18 protein-coding genes and 1 riboswitch are annotated in these 15312 nt (G+C 72.3%); of the genes, 7 read left to right on the top strand and 11 right to left on the bottom strand.

The genetic code is table 11. The annotated features are described in order from the left end of the window. Window positions 1–8 precede the first annotated feature (8 nt). The 9 genes from ACF1A5_RS15610 to ACF1A5_RS15650 all read right to left on the bottom strand — a co-directional run bounded on the left by ACF1A5_RS15610 (window position 9) and on the right by ACF1A5_RS15650 (window position 7279). Window positions 9–1595, bottom strand: a complete 1587-nt coding sequence (locus tag ACF1A5_RS15610; protein WP_392193379.1) for an alpha/beta hydrolase — start codon at window positions 1593–1595, stop codon at window positions 9–11. 152 nt (window positions 1596–1747) lie between these two features. Beyond that, a complete protein-coding gene (locus tag ACF1A5_RS15615) occupies window positions 1748–2515 on the bottom strand; it encodes an urease accessory protein UreD (RefSeq protein ID WP_392193380.1) in 768 nt (255 codons plus the stop codon). Next, complete coding sequence (ureG, locus tag ACF1A5_RS15620) at window positions 2503–3183, bottom strand: urease accessory protein UreG (protein WP_392193381.1); 681 nt, start codon at window positions 3181–3183, stop codon at window positions 2503–2505. The genes ACF1A5_RS15615 and ureG overlap by 13 nt, the downstream gene beginning before the upstream one ends. A gap of 153 nt (window positions 3184–3336) precedes the next feature. Next, a complete protein-coding gene (locus ACF1A5_RS15625; protein ID WP_392193382.1) occupies window positions 3337–4011 on the bottom strand; it encodes an urease accessory protein UreF in 675 nt (224 codons plus the stop codon). Further along, window positions 4011–5732: an urease subunit alpha gene (locus tag ACF1A5_RS15630; RefSeq protein ID WP_392193383.1), complete on the bottom strand. Its 1722-nt coding sequence runs from the start codon at window positions 5730–5732 to the stop codon at window positions 4011–4013. Before ACF1A5_RS15630 ends, ACF1A5_RS15625 begins: the two co-directional genes overlap by 1 nt. Then, entirely contained in the window at window positions 5725–6036 is a 312-nt protein-coding gene (locus ACF1A5_RS15635) for an urease subunit beta (protein WP_392193384.1), read from the bottom strand. The genes ACF1A5_RS15630 and ACF1A5_RS15635 overlap by 8 nt, the downstream gene beginning before the upstream one ends. Window positions 6037–6046: 10 nt before the next feature. Then, window positions 6047–6349 carry an urease subunit gamma gene (locus tag ACF1A5_RS15640; protein WP_392193385.1) on the bottom strand — a complete coding sequence of 101 codons (303 nt, stop codon included), beginning with the start codon at window positions 6347–6349 and terminating at the stop codon, window positions 6047–6049. A 248-nt stretch (window positions 6350–6597) separates the two neighbouring features. Then, window positions 6598–6888, bottom strand: a complete 291-nt coding sequence (locus tag ACF1A5_RS15645) for a type II toxin-antitoxin system Phd/YefM family antitoxin (protein ID WP_392193386.1) — start codon at window positions 6886–6888, stop codon at window positions 6598–6600. Between the two features lie 31 nt (window positions 6889–6919). Then, the gene (locus ACF1A5_RS15650) at window positions 6920–7279 is read right to left on the bottom strand and encodes an ANTAR domain-containing protein (protein ID WP_392193387.1); all 360 of its coding nucleotides are present in this window, start codon (window positions 7277–7279) and stop codon (window positions 6920–6922) included. A 176-nt stretch (window positions 7280–7455) separates the two neighbouring features. Between ACF1A5_RS15650 and ACF1A5_RS15655 the strand changes: the two genes are divergently transcribed. The 3 genes from ACF1A5_RS15655 to ACF1A5_RS15665 all read left to right on the top strand — a co-directional run bounded on the left by ACF1A5_RS15655 (window position 7456) and on the right by ACF1A5_RS15665 (window position 9439). Next, window positions 7456–8091 carry an ATP-dependent Clp protease proteolytic subunit gene (locus tag ACF1A5_RS15655; protein ID WP_392193388.1) on the top strand — a complete coding sequence of 212 codons (636 nt, stop codon included), beginning with the start codon at window positions 7456–7458 and terminating at the stop codon, window positions 8089–8091. Window positions 8092–8098: 7 nt separating this feature from the next. After that, window positions 8099–8398 carry a hypothetical protein gene (locus ACF1A5_RS15660; RefSeq protein WP_392193389.1) on the top strand — a complete coding sequence of 100 codons (300 nt, stop codon included), beginning with the start codon at window positions 8099–8101 and terminating at the stop codon, window positions 8396–8398. Window positions 8399–8780: 382 nt separating this feature from the next. After that, window positions 8781–8962, top strand: a riboswitch (cyclic di-AMP (ydaO/yuaA leader). A 3-nt stretch (window positions 8963–8965) separates the two neighbouring features. Further along, entirely contained in the window at window positions 8966–9439 is a 474-nt protein-coding gene (locus ACF1A5_RS15665; RefSeq protein WP_392193390.1) for a C40 family peptidase, read from the top strand. 178 nt (window positions 9440–9617) lie between these two features. Here ACF1A5_RS15665 and ACF1A5_RS15670 read toward each other — a convergent pair whose 3' ends face one another. After that, window positions 9618–10082: an ATP-binding protein gene (locus ACF1A5_RS15670; protein ID WP_392193391.1), complete on the bottom strand. Its 465-nt coding sequence runs from the start codon at window positions 10080–10082 to the stop codon at window positions 9618–9620. A gap of 212 nt (window positions 10083–10294) precedes the next feature. On the opposite strand from ACF1A5_RS15670, the gene ACF1A5_RS15675 reads away from it, so the two are divergent. Together ACF1A5_RS15675 and ACF1A5_RS15680 are read left to right on the top strand one after the other, a co-directional pair. Further along, on the top strand, window positions 10295–11155 hold the full coding sequence (locus ACF1A5_RS15675) for a helix-turn-helix domain-containing protein (protein ID WP_392193392.1): 861 nt from the start codon (window positions 10295–10297) through the stop codon (window positions 11153–11155). Between the two features lie 17 nt (window positions 11156–11172). After that, complete coding sequence (locus ACF1A5_RS15680) at window positions 11173–11397, top strand: DUF397 domain-containing protein (RefSeq protein WP_392193393.1); 225 nt, start codon at window positions 11173–11175, stop codon at window positions 11395–11397. Between the two features lie 91 nt (window positions 11398–11488). Here the strand turns inward: ACF1A5_RS15680 and ACF1A5_RS15685 are convergent, their stop codons facing one another. Continuing rightward, on the bottom strand, window positions 11489–12616 hold the full coding sequence (locus ACF1A5_RS15685) for an 8-amino-7-oxononanoate synthase (protein WP_392193394.1): 1128 nt from the start codon (window positions 12614–12616) through the stop codon (window positions 11489–11491). A 147-nt stretch (window positions 12617–12763) separates the two neighbouring features. Between ACF1A5_RS15685 and bioB the strand changes: the two genes are divergently transcribed. Together bioB and ACF1A5_RS15695 are read left to right on the top strand one after the other, a co-directional pair. Beyond that, the gene (gene bioB / locus ACF1A5_RS15690) at window positions 12764–14029 is read left to right on the top strand and encodes a biotin synthase BioB (protein ID WP_392193395.1); all 1266 of its coding nucleotides are present in this window, start codon (window positions 12764–12766) and stop codon (window positions 14027–14029) included. Continuing rightward, window positions 14022–15311 (top strand): adenosylmethionine--8-amino-7-oxononanoate transaminase, encoded by a 1290-nt coding sequence (locus ACF1A5_RS15695; RefSeq protein ID WP_392193396.1) that lies wholly within the window; start codon window positions 14022–14024, stop codon window positions 15309–15311. Before bioB ends, ACF1A5_RS15695 begins: the two co-directional genes overlap by 8 nt. Window position 15312: the final 1 nt, after the last annotated feature.

A 15312-nucleotide genomic window follows, 5' to 3' on the forward strand; every position in this document is an offset into this window, starting at 1 on the left:
TCACCCGGTCACGGCTGCGGCGTGGCGTGCGGCGTGCAGGTCACGTCCGCGTCGTCCACCTTGCCGGTGAGCAGGTAGGCGTCCACCCGGGGGTTGATGCACGGGTTGACCAGACCGGTGACGCCGTGCGAGCCGGCGCCCTTCTCGGTGATCAGGCGGGAGCCCTTGAAGCGCTTGTGCAGCTCGACGGCGCCCTCGTACGGGGTGGCGGCGTCGTTGGTGGACTGCACGATCAGGACCTGCGGCAGGCCCGGGCCGGTCTTGACGTCGACCGGCGTCCGCTGCTTGACCGGCCAGGTCGCGCAGGGCAGGTTCATCCACGCGTTGGCCCAGGTCATGAACGGGTAGTCCTTGTTGAGCCGCGTGTTGTCCCGGTCCCAGCGCTGCCAGCTGGTGGGCCACTTGGCGTCGGTGCACTCGACGGCCGTGTAGACGGCGTTGCCGTTCTCCGAGGCGATGTTGCCGGCGGTGTCCGACATGTCGGGGGCGGCCGCGTCGACCAGGGCCTGGGTGTCGCCGGCGACGTACTTGCTGAACACCGTCGCGATCGGCACCCACGCGGAGTCGTAGTACGGCGCGCTCTGGAAGAAGCCGATCAGTTCGGCCGGGCCGACGACCCCGCCGATCGGGTTCTTCTTGGCGGTGGCGCGCAGCTGGAGCCACTTCGCCTGGACGGCGTCGCGGGTGGTGCCCAGGTGGAAGGCCGCGTCGTTCTTGGCGACCCAGTCCTCCCAGTCCTTCCAGCGGCCCTCGAAGGCGACGTCCTGGTTGAGGTTGGCCTGGTACCAGATGTTGTCCCGCGCCGGGTTGACGACGCTGTCGACGACCATGCGGCGGACGTGGCCGGGGAACAGCGTGCCGTAGACGGCGCCGAGGTAGGTGCCGTAGGAGACGCCCAGGTAGTTGATCTTCTTCTCGCCGAGCGCGGCGCGGATGACGTCCAGGTCACGCGCGGTGTTCGGGGTCGTCATGTGCGGCAGCATCGCGCCGCTGCGCTCGTAGCAGCCGTCGGCGTACTCGCGGGCCAGCTTGCGCTGGGCGAGCTTGTCGGCCTCGGAGTCCGGGACCGGGTCGGCCTTGGGCGCCTTGACGAACTCCTGCGGGTCGATGCAGGAGATGGGCGCCGAGTGGCCGACGCCGCGCGGGTCGAAGCCGACGAAGTCGTAGGCCTTCGCCACGTTCACCCAGACCGCGCTCTTGTTGGTGACGCGGGTCGGGAAGCGCAGACCGGAGCCGCCCGGACCACCGGGGTTGTACACGAGCGCGCCCTGGCGCTCCTGCGGGGTGCCGGTGTTCCCGATACGGTCCACCGCCAGCTTGATCTGCTTGCCGAAGGGCTTCGCGTAGTCGACCGGCACGGTGACCCAGCCGCACTGGATGGGCTTGGCGAGCCCCCAGTCGGCGGGGCAGTCCTGCCAGTCGATGCCGGCCTTCGCGGCACGGGCCGCGGCGATCGCCGCGCCGCGCGCCTCGCGGTCCTGGCCCTGGCGGTTGTTCGCGCTCGCCGCGGGCGCCGACACCGCGCCGGCTATCAGGGTGGCCGTGACGAGGGCGCCGGCCGAACCGAGCGCCGCCACACGGCTCTTACGTCTCATGTCCCTCAAGTGGGATCTCCCCGTACATCGTTGCGAATAGTAGGGAAGGATCCTTGCGGCTGCGAGGTGCCCGGGAACAGACTTCGTTGACCTTCTTTGCCAATCCGATAACCGGCGCGCGGAGTCCCGCTGAGCGGAGTCCCGACGGAGGGTCAGCCGAGCTCCGCCAGCGCCTCGTCCAGCGTCCGGCGCAGCAGCCGTGCGTCCGGGGCCGCCGCGGTCACCAGGGCTGCCGGACCGGCGAGCGGGACGAGGGCGGCTTTCTCGCCCACCGTCCGGGGTGTGACCGGCTGGACAGCGTACTCGGGCCGCACCAGGACGAGTTGCCCCACGGCCCGGTGTCCTCCGAGGACGGCCGGCCCGTCCCAGCCACCCGGCGCGCCGGGCCCGCAGCTCAGTTCCTGGTCGAGCACGGTACGCCCGGCGATCCGTACTGCGAGACGGCTGGTGAGACGTCCGGGTTCCTCGCCCGCGCGTCCGAGCACCTGCTCCTCGCGCAGCACGAGCCGGGCCGTCGGCGCCAGGTCGACGCGGGTGGTGACGTGCAGATCGCTGCCCCGGGCGGAGATCAACTGCTCGGGCAGCCAGCGCAGTTCTCCCCCGTCGTCGACCGTCAGCCGTACGTCGTACCGGGCCTCGCCCTTGCTCTGGCCCGGCAGCGCGATCGTGGCGGCGGCCGAACCGACCCGCAGCCGGGCTCCGGAACACACGTGTGCCTCGACCGTGAAGTGGTCGCCGCCGAGCGGGCCGCTCATCGCGCCGACGAGCACGATCCGCGCCTCCTCGGACTCCGAGCGGGTGCGCCGCGGGGCGAGGGGGCCCTCGCCCGCGAGGACGGGCAGGGACGTGCCGTGCCGGCCGCCGTCCTCGGCGACGATCCGTGCGGTGGCCCGGACGCCGGTGGCGGTCACGCGGTCCACGCGGCCAGCCGGGCCCGCACCCAGTCGGCGACCTCCCGCACGCCGTCCTCGCCGCGCAGGGACTGCAGGACGACCGGTAGCCCGGCGCGGGCGGTCTCGGCGTCGGCGGCCATCCGCGCCAGGTCGGAGCCGACGTACGGGGCGAGGTCGGTCTTGTTGACGACGAGCAGGTCGGCGGTGGTCACACCGGGTCCGCCCTTGCGCGGGACGTCGTCGCCGCCCGCCACGTCGATCACGAAGATCTGCGCGTCGACGAGCCCTTTGGAGAAGGTGGCGGTGAGGTTGTCCCCGCCGGACTCCACGAGGACGAGGTCCAGCGGGCCCACCGTGTCCTCCAGGTCCTCGACCGCCTCCAGGTTGGCCGAGATGTCGTCCCGGATGGCCGTGTGGGGGCAGGCGCCCGTCTCCACGGCCGTGATCCGCTCGGGCGGCAGCACGGCCTCGCGCAGCAGGAACTCGGCGTCCTCGCGCGTGTAGATGTCGTTGGTGACGACGGCGAGGGAGAACTCGTCGCGCAGGACCCGGCACAGTGCGGCGACGGTGGCGGTCTTCCCGGAGCCGACGGGTCCGCCGAGGCCGAGCCGCAGGGCCCGGCGCCTGCCGTCGGGCCGGTGCGCGTCGGCGCCGACCGCGGGACCGGTGTGCGGACGGGCGTGGTCGAGATGCATGAGGGCGGCTCCAGGACTGGCCACGACGGGCTCGGGACGAGGACTCGGGACGGGGACTCGGGACTGACTCGGGACGAGGACTCGGAAGGGAGGGACGGAATACGGGGAGGGGCGGAACACGGGGAGGGGCACGACACGGAGAGGAGAACGGACTCAGGAGCCGAAGAGGCGCACCGGCCAGGCGGCGTGCTCCTCCGCGTCGATCTCCAGCAACGGCGCCGAGGCGGCGGGAAGTTCGTCCGCGCCGCCCTCCGGCACGCGCCGCGCCGCCGCGACCGCGCGGTCCACGGTGCGGTCCAGTTCCGGCGCGAGCCGGGCCAGTACCGCCGTGGCGTCGAAGGGATCCAGGCTCAGCAGGCGCACGGTGGCCGTGGCCGGACCGCTGACGCTCTCGTACGCCGCGCAGTACGCCGCGTCCTCGGGTGCCAGCCCTGCCGCCCGTGCCACGAGCCCGAGCACCACGGGCTGGTGCGCGCCCTTCGGGAACGCCCGGGGCAGTGCGTCGAGTTCGGGCGACGGCCAGGTGGCGCGGGCCGCCCGCGTCAGCTGCCGCCCCAGTCTGCGGGCGGCGTTCCGCAGCGCCGGGGACGGTGTCCGCGCGTCCGCGGCGGCGTCCAGTTCCCCGGGGTCGCAGCCGAGCGCGGCCGCCGCGGCGAGGGCGGCGGCGACCAGCCCCGCCGTGTGCAGCCGGCCGCGGCAGAAGTCCTCCAGGCTCGCGGCACCGGTGACGCGCCCGGCCCGGACGGCCGCCTCGGCGCCGCCGGAGTGCGCGTGCCCCCCGGCGGGAAAGCGGCCGTCGGCCAGGACGAGAAGCGCTGCCCTGGACATCAGAACAGGAAGTAACGCTGGGCCATGGGCAGTTCGGCCGCCGGGGCCGCCTCGACCAGCTCCCCGTCGATGTGCACGGCGAAGCTGTCGGGGTCGACCTGGACCCGGGGCCGCGCGTCGTTCTCGCGCATGTCCGCCTTGGTCACCCGGCGGGTCGACTCGATCGCGACGAACCGCTTGCCGAGCTGGAGCCGCTCCGGCAGCCCGTCCTCGATCGCGAGCGGTGCCGTGAAGTTGACCGAGTTGGCCGCGGGCGCCCGCCCGATCGCCCCGAACATCGGCCGGGGCAGCACCGGCTGCGGTGTCGGGATGGAGGCGTTGGCGTCGCCCATCTGCGCGTACGCGATCTGCCCGCCCTTGATGACGAGGTGCGGCTTGACGCCGAAGAACGCCGGTTCCCACAGCACCAGATCGGCGAGCTTGCCGGTCTCGACGGAGCCGATCTCGCGGGCCAGGCCCTGGGCGAGCGCCGGGTTGATCGTGTACTTGGCGACGTAGCGGCGCACCCGGTGGTTGTCGGCACGTCCGTCGCCCGGCAGCGCGCCCCGGCGCCGCTTCATCACGTGCGCGGTCTGCCAGGTGCGCAGGACGACCTCGCCGACCCGGCCCATGGCCTGGGAGTCGGAGGAGATGATGGAGATGGCGCCCAGGTCGTGCAGGATGTCCTCCGCGCCGATGGTCGACGGGCGGATCCGCGACTCCGCGAAGGCCAGGTCCTCGGGAACCGCCGGGTTCAGGTGGTGGCACACCATCAGCATGTCGAGGTGTTCCTCGGCGGTGTTGACGGTGAAGGGCCGAGTCGGGTTCGTCGAGCTCGGCAGCACGTGCGGTTCGGAGACCACGGTCATGATGTCCGGGGCGTGTCCGCCGCCCGCGCCCTCGGTGTGGTACGCGTGGATGCCGCGTCCGCCGATCGCGGCGAGGGTGTCGCCCACGAACCCGGCCTCGTTCAGCGTGTCCGTGTGGATGGCGACCTGGATGCCCGTCCGGTCGGCGACGGTGAGCGCGGCGTCGATGACGGCGGGCGTCGAACCCCAGTCCTCGTGCAGTTTCAGGCCCAGCGCCCCGCCACGGATCTGGGAGAGCATCGCCTCGTGCGAGACGGTGTTGCCCTTGCCCAGCAGGCCGATGTTGAGCGGGTGGGCCTCCAGCGCCTCCAGCACGCGGGCCAGATGCCAGGGGCCGGGCGTCACGGTGGTCGCCTTCGAGCCCTCCGCGGGCCCGGTGCCGCCGCCGACGAGTGTGGTGATGCCCGCGGCGAGCGCCTCGTCGGCGATCTGCGGGCAGATGAAGTGCACGTGCGCGTCGATGGCGCCTGCGGTGAGGATCCGCCCGTTGCCTGCGACGACCTCGGTCTCCGGACCGAGTACCAGGTCGGGGTGGACCCCGTCCATGGTGTCGGGGTTGCCCGCCTTGCCGATGCCGGTGATCCGCCCGTCGCGGATGCCGACGTCGGCCTTGACGATTCCCCAGTGGTCGACGACGACGACGCCGGTGACGACGGTGTCGGGGGTGCCGTCCGCCCGGGTGGCGCGGGACTGGCCCATGGACTCGCGGATGACCTTGCCGCCGCCGAAGACGGCCTCGTCCCCGGCGAGTCCCGGGCCGCCGGAGCGGTCCTCCTCGATCTCGATCAGCAGGTCGGTGTCGGCGAGCCGGATGCGGTCGCCGGTGGTGGGGCCGAACAGGTCGGCGTAGGCGGCGCGCGAGATCTCAGGCATCGAGGGCACCTCCGGTCTCCCCGCGCAGCCCGGGCACCACACGGGCGCCGGCGAGCGGCACGAGTTCGACGTCGACGGGGATGCCGGGCTCGAAGCGCACGGCGGTGCCCGCGGCGACGTTCAGCCGCTTGCCTCGGGCCGCGGCGCGGTCGAAGTCCAGGCCGGGGTTGGCCTCGGCGAAGTGATAGTGGGAGCCGACCTGGACCGGCCGGTCGGCCGCGTTGAGGACGGTCAGCGCGGTGACCTCGCGGCCCTCGTTGCAGACGATCGGCCCCTCGGCGAACAGGATCTCTCCGGGAATCACCGGTGCCCCCTCAGACGATCGGCTCGTGGACGGTGACGAGCTTGGTGCCGTCCGGGAAGGTGGCCTCCACCTGGACGTCGTGGATCATCTCCGGGATGCCTTCCATGACGTCGTCCCGGGTCAGCAGCTTGCGGCCGGACGCCATCAGCTCGGCGACGGTGCGCCCGTCGCGGGCGCCCTCGAGGATGTGCGAGGTGATGAGCGCGATCGCTTCGGGGTGGTTCAGTCTCAGCCCGCGGGCCCGGCGCTTCTCGGCCACGTCGGCCGCCACATGGATGAGCAGCCTCTCTTGTTCGTGCGGGGTCAGTTGCACGTGCCCACCTCACAGTCCTCGCTCCGGACCGTGCGGGGTCCGGTTGCCGCAGCCACCGCCAGGGGGACAGGTGTAACACACGGACGAACTGCGCGATCTTCGGCAATCCGGACGGAAAAACCCCAGGTGGCGTGGAGGGGCAGGTTAGTTCGCCGGAGTTTCGGCGACGTTAACCGGACCTTGGGCTCCTCATGACCGGGAGCCGGTCCGTTCGTTACGCGCCTCCAGGCGCGGGCGCCGCGTCACCGTTACCGGGAGTCCGGCCCCCGGTGCTCGGCCGTGATGCCGAAGCCCTGCCGCTCCCGGGGTGCGGACGGCAGGTCACGGACCCGGGAGACCGCACTGGCCACCTGCCCGTCGGCGGACTGCGCGGCGGACTCGTCCAGTTCGTCCAGCCGTGCGAGGTCGGCGGCCGAGACCAGGGCGACCAGCGGCTTGCCGTGCCGCGTGACCACCACGCGCTCACCGCCGTACACCACCCGGTTGATCAGGTCGGCGAGTTCAGCCCTGGCTTGCGTCACCGGAATCTCGTAGGCCATACCTCCAGCCTACGGGCCTTTCCGTCCGCCTTCAGCGCTCGCGCCCTCCGCCCCGGAAGCGCAGGGTGCGCCGGCCGAGGGCCTTTCTCAGCTCGTCCAGCTCGGGGTCCGGCAGGGCGCCGCCCTGGGCGAACTTCAGCACGTGCTCGGCGACCGTGCGCACCTTGGTGTTGGTGTGCTGGGAGACGTCCCTCAGGACCTGCCAGGCGTCCTCGGGCGCGATCCGGCCGAGGGTCACCACGGCGCCGATGGCCTGGTCGATGACGGCGCGCGAGGTCAGGGCGCACGTCAGCTGGGCGACCTCCTCGCGCAGCAGCTCGTTCTCCCGCGCCAGGCCGGAGACGGGCGGCCGCGGGCGGGGGTGCCGCCGGGAAGTCTCGGAGAACGCCATGGCAGTCCTCTGGGTGGTCGAGAGGCCGTGCCCCCAGCTTCGCGCAGGAGAGCGCCGCGCACGACCCGGCGCCCTCCCGCACGGCCCGGCGACCTCCACCGGCTTACGTACGTCCTGTACATTTTTTACAGACAGCAGCTCTGCCGGCCACGGCCAGTCGCATGGAGGGGTACGTCATGATCCGACCGTCCGCCCGCTACGTCCTGCCGGAGTTCACCGAGCACACCAGCGCCGGCCGGCGCACCCTGGATCCGTACTCCAGGCTGCTCGAGGAGCGGATCGTCCTCCTCGGCACCCCGGTCGACGACACCGCGGCGAACGACGTGGCGGCGCAGTTCGTCCACCTCGAACACCAGTCCCCCGACCGGGACATCTCGCTGTACCTGAACTCCCCCGGCGGCTCGTTCACCGCGGCGACGGCCGTCTACGACACGATGCGCTTCGTGACCTGTGACGTGGAGACGATCTGCCTGGGCCAGGTCGCCTCGTCCGCCGCGCTGCTGCTGGCGGCGGGCACCCCGGGCAAGCGGTACGCGCTGCCGGGCGCGCGTGTGGTCCTCGACCAGCCCGCTCTGCCCGAGCCGACGGAGGGTCAGGCGTCCGACCTGGCCATCCGGGCCGAGGAACTGCTGCGGACCCGGGCCCGCCTGGAGGAGCTGCTCGCCCGGCACACCGGACGGACACGGGAGCAGGTACGCGCGGACCTCGAACGGACGACGGTCCTCGACGCCCGGGGCGCGCTGGAGTACGGGCTGGTGGACCGGATCGTCGAGAGCCGCAAGGGCCCCGCCACCGCGCCGGACGCGAGGTGAGCCGCCGGTGCTGCCTCCCGAGCTGCCGCCGCTGCCCGCACTGACGCGCGCGGAGGCCGAGCTGATCGACCGTTACCTGGACGCCGTCGATCTGCTGGGCCGTGTCAACCCCGCCCGTCACGAGGGCACCTACCGGGCCCTGAGAGCCGCTCAGGCCCTCGTCCGCAGGACGATCGAGCTGCGCGACGCCCTGGCGCTGATGCACGAGCGGGGCGAGACGGAACTGCACTCGGACACCCTGGCGCGGGCGCTGCGCGTGCTGGACGGCGAGCGGCGCACGGCCCGGGTCACGCTGCCGCCGGACTGACCCGGCGGGCGCCGCCGCACTCCGCCGACCGCCATGTCCGCGCTCCGCACGGGACGTTGGCGGCCGACCCGAAACGGGCCGAACGGGTTACCGCTCAATGGCGTAAGTGGCGCTGCCTTTTCCGGTCCCTCCGAGTTGCGCAACACACGCGCCCGGTTGGCGGAATGGGCCCTTCCGGTGCTGGTCCGGGGGTCGTCAGGGGATGGGACATTCATTCGATCGTGTGAGTGTCCACCCGAACGGGTGAGTGGTGAGTAACAACACAAATCCCCGATTCCGTTGGGATTTTCGGACATGAGTGGGTGAAGATCCCTGTCTGACGACAAGCCCCCGCCACAACGGCGGGGCGGTCCGGGCGGACGCCGAGTCCTGCCGCCGCCCGGATGACCGGTCGACAGAAGTGCATCGGCAGGAGTGGAGGACCCAAGCACGACGGGTCGCCGGAACGGTCACACCATGGCCGGGCCGAGCAGCCCTTGGGGTGAAGCCGCGGCAACGCGGCCGGGCTACTTCGCCAGCCCGAATCCGACAGGTCATCCTTCACAGGCGGTTGACGAAGGGTTGCGCATGACTGCGCTCAATCGTGTCCCGTCGCTGATGGCCCGGGCCGGCACCGCCTCGGCGCTGACCATTGCCGCCGTGGGCGGCTCCATCGTGGTCCCGGGTTTCGCCACCGACGCCGCGGCCGCCACGACGGCGACGAAGGCCCTCCAGGTCGCGGCCTCCAAGAAGGGCGCCCCCTACAAGTGGGGCGCGTCGGGCCCGCGGAGGTTCGACTGCTCGGGGCTGACGCTCTACTCGTTCAAGAAGGCGGGCAAGAAGCTGCCCCGCACCGCCGCCCAGCAGTACAACAAGACCCACCACATCTCCGCGAAGAGCCGCCGGGCCGGGGACCTGGTGTTCTTCCACTCGGGCTCCAACGTGTACCACGTCGGCATCTATGCGGGTCACAACAAGATCTGGCACGCACCGAAGACCGGGGACGTGGTGAGGCTGGAGAGGATCTGGACGCGGAGCGTCTGGTACGGCCGGGTCAGCTGACCCTGCTGGACACGGTGACGGCGCCCAGGGCGCCGTCACCACCCGCCGGGGCGTCCGGCGCCCCGGCTCCGTCACGGCCCGCGCCGACCGCTTCGCACGCCCTCCGCGGGCCCTGTAGGACCCCGGCCCCGCGGTCCCCCGTCGGGCCCGCTCCGTCCGGCCCCCGCAGGCCGCCGCCCTACGGCTCCTGCTGACCGGCGGCCGGGACCGGACCCGGACGGACCCGCGCCGTCCACGGAAGCTCGACGCAGACGGTCTTGCCGCCCTCGGGGGTGGGCCGCACGGTCATACTGCCGCCACACTCGACGGTGAGCCACCGGATGATCACCATGCCCCGGCCGTTGTCCTGCTGGACGGCGGCCGGGAGTCGTTTCGGGAACCGCGGGTGGCTGTCGGTGACCCCGATGCGCAACTGCTCCTCGCGGGCGAGCACCAGGTCCACCGTGAAGGTGGGCGACTGCCCGAACGTGTGCTGCACGGCGTTGGTGGCGAGTTCGGACACCATGAGGCGGACGGTGTCGGCGGTCTCCGAGTCCGACGGCAGGCCCCACTCCGCCAGGATGCCCACCACGAAGGCGCGGGCCGCGGCGACCGAGGCCGGATCGCTCGGCAGAGTGACGGATGCTTCCAGATGGTCTGCCATGGCGGCGTCGTCCCTTTCCCACGGGACCGCAGTCCGACACGGAGCGGATGGTTCGAGTACGGTCCCGGACTGGTGCTTCGTCGTCAGACTGCCATTACCGCGTCGCTCGCGGTGGCGATCCACCAGGATATGCATATATCTGTCGCTCGAAGCGGTGAACTCTGCGACGGCAGAGCGTATTTGGGCGGCCTGGAGGGAGTAGGTGGGAGCGCATGCAGAACGGTCCCGCGGTGCGCCGTCGGAAACTGGGCGCCGAACTGCGCGCGCTGCGCACCGGTGCGGGTCTCACCAGCGGTGAGGCGGCCCGGCTGGTGGGCTGGCACCAGTCGAAGGTCAGCCGGATCGAGACCGGGGCCAGCGGGGTCAAACCGGCCGACGTGCGGTTGCTTCTGGACGCCTACGCCGTCGCGGATGCCCAGCTGCGCGAGCTGCTGATAGTGCTGGCCGGGTCCGAGGACGGCGGGGGCCGACATCACTGGTGGCACGCGTACCGCGGTGTACTGCCGCCCACCTACCGGGACTTCATCAGCCTGGAGTCCCAGGCAAGCGGGATGCGCACCCTGGAGACCTCGGTCGTCCCCGGACTGCTCCAGACCCCCGAATACGCCCGCGCGGTGACCCGTGCCGCTGTCGAGGGGCTCGACGACGAACGCCTGGACGCGCTGGTGGAGGTGCGGCTGGCCCGGCAGGACGTGCTGCGCGCGCGGCCGCCGCTGGAACTGACCGCGGTGCTGGACGAGGCCGTGCTGCGCCGTGAGGTCGGCGGGCCCGAGGTGATGACGCGACAGCTGCACCGGCTGGTGGAGGCGGCGCGTCTGCCCCAAGTGCGGCTCCAGGTCCTGCCGTTCGGCGCCGGGGCGCACGTCGGCATCACCGGGCCTTTCGTTATTTTCTCATTCCTGAGCACTTCTGATCTGGATGTGGTTGTCCTCGACCACTTGACGAGTAGCCTCTATCTCGAACGGAAAGAAGACCTAGAGGCCTACACCGAGGCCTTCAACACCCTTCAAATCCACGCCCTTTCCCCCGAGGACTCGTTGGATTTCATCGCCGCGATGGGTGAGGGCGCCTGACAGCGCTGGGAGGCACCATGTCTGCTCTGCCTCGGAACGTACCCTCCAGTACCGATCTGCACGGCGTGCGATGGCTGCGCAGCAGCTACAGCACGGGAGCGAACAACTGCGTCGAGACGGCCACGCCGCGCTCCGGCCCCGGAGCCGGTCTGCTCGCCGTGCGCGACTCGAAGAACCCGGCCGGGCCGGCGCTGCTCTTCGCCCCCGAGAGCTGGGCGGGGTTCCTCCCCGCGCTGCGGTGACGGACCGCCGTACACCCCCGACGTACATCCCGTACCCCCGAACCGACTGACCACATCCGCATCGCGCGAGAAACGGCCGTGTCACGCCGACTCATGGTCGCGTCCCGCCGATCACCCGAACAGCGCGTTCGATCTGCGCCGATGAGAGGTCCGCGCGGGCGGTCAGCCTGAGCCGTGAGATGCCGTCGGGCACGGAAGGAGGACGGAAGCAGCCCACGGCCAGGCCCGCCGTACGGCAGTCGGCCGCCCACCGCACGGCCGCCTCCGAGGACGGTGCCCGTACGGAGACGACCGCGGCGTCCGGACGTACCGCCTGATGGCCCTCGGCGGTCAGGCGGGCGTGCAGCTCGGCCGCCACCGCACGCGCCCGGGCCGCCCGCTCCGGCTCCCGGCGCAGCAGCCGCAGCGCCGCCAGGGCGCCGCCCACCGCCGCGGGGGCGAGCCCGGTGTCGAAGATGAAGGTGCGGGCCGCGTTGACCAGATGGTCGATCACCCGGGCGGGCCCGAGCACGGCGCCGCCCTGGCTGCCGAGCGACTTGGACAGCGTGACCGTCACGACCACGTCGTCGGCGCCCGCGAGTCCCCCCGCGTGCGGGGCGCCGCGCCCACCGGCGCCGAGCACGCCCAGGCCGTGCGCGTCGTCGACGACCAGCCCGGCGCCGTGCTCCCGGCAGGCGGCGGCGAGTCCGGCCAGGGGGGCCGCGTCCCCGTCGACCGAGAAGACGGTGTCCGACACGACCACCGCGGGCCCGTCGTGCGTGCCCAGGGCCTTGCGCACCGCCTCCGGGTCGGCGTGCTCCACGACCTGGGTGGTGCCACGGGCCAGCCGGCAGCCGTCGATCAGCGAGGCGTGGTTGCCGGCGTCGGAGACGATCAGCGAGCCGTGGGGGGCGAGCGCGGTGACCGCGGCGAGGTTGGCGGCGTATCCGGAGGAGAAGACCAGCGCCGCCTCGAAGCCGCAGAAGTCGGCCAGTTCCCGTTCGAGTTCGGTGTGCAGTTCGGTCGTGCCGGTGACCAGCCGCGAGCCGGTGGCGCCGCCGCCCCAGGTACGAGCCGCGTCCGCCGCCCCCTCCGTGACCTCCCGGTGGTGCGCCAGCCCCAGGTAGTCGTTGCTCGCGAGGTCCAGCAGCGGCGACTCGGCCGGACGGGGCCGCAGGGTCCGGACGAGTCCGGCACGGCGGCGCGCCCGGGCCTGCTCGTCGATCCAGCGGAACGCCATGGGTCCTCCGGGGCTTTTGTAGGCGGTGGACAGACCCTAGCGGCACGGCCGACACCCCATGGTGTGGCAATACCCACACGTCGATCGGTCGCTGTTGTGCAAACTCTCCTTGGCCCGGGGCACCCCCGTAGGACAGGATCGGCTCTCATGGACCTGCTGAACACGCTGGTGGACAAGGGGCTTCGGCGCGAGCTGCCGACCCGCGAGGAAGCTCTGGCCGTGCTTGCCACCTCCGACGACGACCTGCTCGATGTGGTGGCCGCGGCCGGAAAGGTACGCCGCCACTGGTTCGGCCGACGGGTGAAACTCAACTATCTCGTCAACCTCAAGTCCGGCCTGTGCCCCGAGGACTGCTCCTACTGCTCCCAGCGGCTCGGCTCCAAGGCGGACATCCTCAAGTACACCTGGCTCAAGCCGGACGAGGCGTCCCAGGCGGCCGCCGCCGGCTTGGCCGGAGGCGCCAAGCGGGTCTGCCTGGTGGCGAGCGGGCGCGGCCCGACGGACCGGGACGTGGACCGGGTCTCCCAGACCATCAAGGCCATCAAGGACCAGAACGAGGGCGTCGAGGTGTGCGCCTGCCTCGGCCTGCTCTCCGACGGCCAGGCCGAGCGGCTGCGCGAGGCCGGCGCCGACGCCTACAACCACAACCTGAACACCTCCGAGGCGACGTACGGCGACATCACCACCACCCACACCTACGCCGACCGGGTGGACACGGTGCAGAAGGCGCACGCGGCCGGGCTGTCCGCCTGCTCCGGTCTGATCGCCGGCATGGGCGAGAGCGACGAGGACCTCGTCGACGTGGTCTTCTCGCTGCGCGCGCTGGACCCGGACTCCGTTCCGGTGAACTTCCTGATCCCGTTCGAGGGCACCCCGCTCGCCCAGGAGTGGAACCTCAGCCCGCAGCGCTGCCTGCGGATCCTGGCCATGACGCGGTTCGTCTGCCCGGACGTGGAGGTGCGCATCGCGGGCGGCCGCGAGGTCCACCTGCGCAGCATGCAGCCGCTGGCCCTGCACCTGGCCAACTCCATCTTCCTCGGCGACTACCTCACCAGCGAGGGCCAGGCGGGCAAGGCCGACCTGGACATGATCGCGGACGCCGGATTCGAGGTGGAGGGCGCCGAGCAGGTCACGCTGCCGGAGCACCGCGCGACGGCCGGCGGCGGCTGCGGCTCGCACGAGAGCGCGGGCGTGGGCTGCGGTGCGCACGCGGGTGCCGGGAACGAGTCCGGCGAGGGCGTGGACGCGGGCGAGGGCTGCGGGTCCCGGGAGAGCGGCGGATGCGGGTCGCACGAGGGCGGCGGGGTCTGCGGTACCGCCCCGGCGCCGGCGCCTGCCGCCGGTGAGCCGCGCACCGACCTGGTCGCCGTACGCCGCCGGGGGGCCGGAACGGACCTCGCGCCCAATGCCTGATCCGTCCGGCCGGCGCGTGCCCGACCTGCTGGAGCTGGACCGGCGGCACGTGTGGCATCCGTACGGTCCGATGCCCGGCCGGCAGGAGCCGCTGGTCGTGGAGTCGGCGAGCGGGGTGCGGCTGACGCTCGCCGACGGCGCGGGCGAACTGGTCGACGGCATGTCGTCGTGGTGGTCGGCGATCCACGGCTACAACCACCCCGTGCTCAACGAGGCGGCCCGCGCGCAGCTGGCGCGGATGAGTCATGTGATGTTCGGCGGGCTCACCCACGAGCCCGCCGTCCGACTCGCGAAGCTCCTTGTCGACATGTCGCCGGAGGGACTCGAGCATGTCTTCCTCGCCGACTCCGGTTCGGTGTCGGTCGAGGTGGCGGCCAAGATGTGCCTGCAGTACTGGCGCTCGCTCGGCCGCCCGGACAAGCGGCGGCTGCTCACCTGGCGGGGCGGCTACCACGGCGACACCTGGCAGCCGATGTCCGTGTGCGATCCCGAGGGCGGGATGCACGAGCTGTGGACCGGGGTGCTGCCGCGTCAGGTGTTCGCGGACGCGCCCCCGGCCGGGTACGAGGAGGCCTACGCCGCCCATCTGCACGAGCTGATCGAGCGGCACGCGGATGAGCTGGCCGCCGTCATCGTCGAGCCGGTGGTGCAGGGCGCGGGCGGGATGCGGTTCCACTCCCCCGCCTACCTGCGGGTGCTGCGCGAGGCGTGCGACGCCCATGACGTACTCCTGGTCTTCGACGAGATCGCGACCGGGTTCGGGCGCACCGGCGCCCTGTTCGCGGCGGAGCACGCCGCCGTGACACCGGACGTGATGTGTGTGGGCAAGGCGCTGACCGGTGGCTATATGACGATGGCGGCCACTCTGTGCACCGCGCGCGTGGCCGACGGGATCTCGCGCGGCGAGGTGCCGGTGCTGGCGCACGGCCCCACCTTCATGGGCAATCCGCTGGCGGCGGCCGTGGCGTGCGCCTCGATCGAGCTGCTGCTCGGCCAGGACTGGCGGGCGGAGGTCAAGCGCATCGAGGCGGGACTGCGGGCCGGGCTGGCTCCCGCCGCGGAGCTCGAAGGGGTCCACGACGTACGCGTCCTGGGCGCCATCGGGGTGGTGCAGCTCGACCACGACGTCGACATGGCGGCGGCGACGCGGGCCGCAGTGCGCGAGGGCGTGTGGCTGCGGCCCTTCCGGGACCTGATCTACACGATGCCGCCGTACGTCACGGACGACGCGGATCTGGCGCGCGTCACGCGCGCGGTGTGCGCGGCGGCGCGGGAGGGATGAC

It is taken from the genome of Streptomyces sp. NPDC014864 (assembly GCF_043081525.1).
Classification (GTDB): Bacteria; Actinomycetota; Actinomycetes; order Streptomycetales; family Streptomycetaceae; genus Streptomyces.

What these genes read in the sequence shown, in the direction of transcription:
- ACF1A5_RS15655 (WP_392193388.1), top strand. Translation starts at nt 7,456, where the DNA reads ATGATCCGACCGTCCGCCCGCTACGTCCTGCCGGAGTTCACCGAGCAC.
- ACF1A5_RS15630 (WP_392193383.1), bottom strand. Translation starts at nt 5,732, where the DNA reads ATGCCTGAGATCTCGCGCGCCGCCTACGCCGACCTGTTCGGCCCCACC.
- ACF1A5_RS15675 (WP_392193392.1), top strand. Translation starts at nt 10,295, where the DNA reads ATGCAGAACGGTCCCGCGGTGCGCCGTCGGAAACTGGGCGCCGAACTG.
- ACF1A5_RS15610 (WP_392193379.1), bottom strand. Translation starts at nt 1,595, where the DNA reads ATGAGACGTAAGAGCCGTGTGGCGGCGCTCGGTTCGGCCGGCGCCCTC.
- ACF1A5_RS15650 (WP_392193387.1), bottom strand. Translation starts at nt 7,279, where the DNA reads ATGGCGTTCTCCGAGACTTCCCGGCGGCACCCCCGCCCGCGGCCGCCC.
- ACF1A5_RS15680 (WP_392193393.1), top strand. Translation starts at nt 11,173, where the DNA reads ATGTCTGCTCTGCCTCGGAACGTACCCTCCAGTACCGATCTGCACGGC.
- ACF1A5_RS15665 (WP_392193390.1), top strand. Translation starts at nt 8,966, where the DNA reads ATGACTGCGCTCAATCGTGTCCCGTCGCTGATGGCCCGGGCCGGCACC.
- ureG (WP_392193381.1), bottom strand. Translation starts at nt 3,183, where the DNA reads ATGCATCTCGACCACGCCCGTCCGCACACCGGTCCCGCGGTCGGCGCC.
- ACF1A5_RS15695 (WP_392193396.1), top strand. Translation starts at nt 14,022, where the DNA reads ATGCCTGATCCGTCCGGCCGGCGCGTGCCCGACCTGCTGGAGCTGGAC.
- ACF1A5_RS15685 (WP_392193394.1), bottom strand. Translation starts at nt 12,616, where the DNA reads ATGGCGTTCCGCTGGATCGACGAGCAGGCCCGGGCGCGCCGCCGTGCC.
- ACF1A5_RS15670 (WP_392193391.1), bottom strand. Translation starts at nt 10,082, where the DNA reads ATGGCAGACCATCTGGAAGCATCCGTCACTCTGCCGAGCGATCCGGCC.
- bioB (WP_392193395.1), top strand. Translation starts at nt 12,764, where the DNA reads ATGGACCTGCTGAACACGCTGGTGGACAAGGGGCTTCGGCGCGAGCTG.
- ACF1A5_RS15625 (WP_392193382.1), bottom strand. Translation starts at nt 4,011, where the DNA reads ATGTCCAGGGCAGCGCTTCTCGTCCTGGCCGACGGCCGCTTTCCCGCC.
- ACF1A5_RS15645 (WP_392193386.1), bottom strand. Translation starts at nt 6,888, where the DNA reads ATGGCCTACGAGATTCCGGTGACGCAAGCCAGGGCTGAACTCGCCGAC.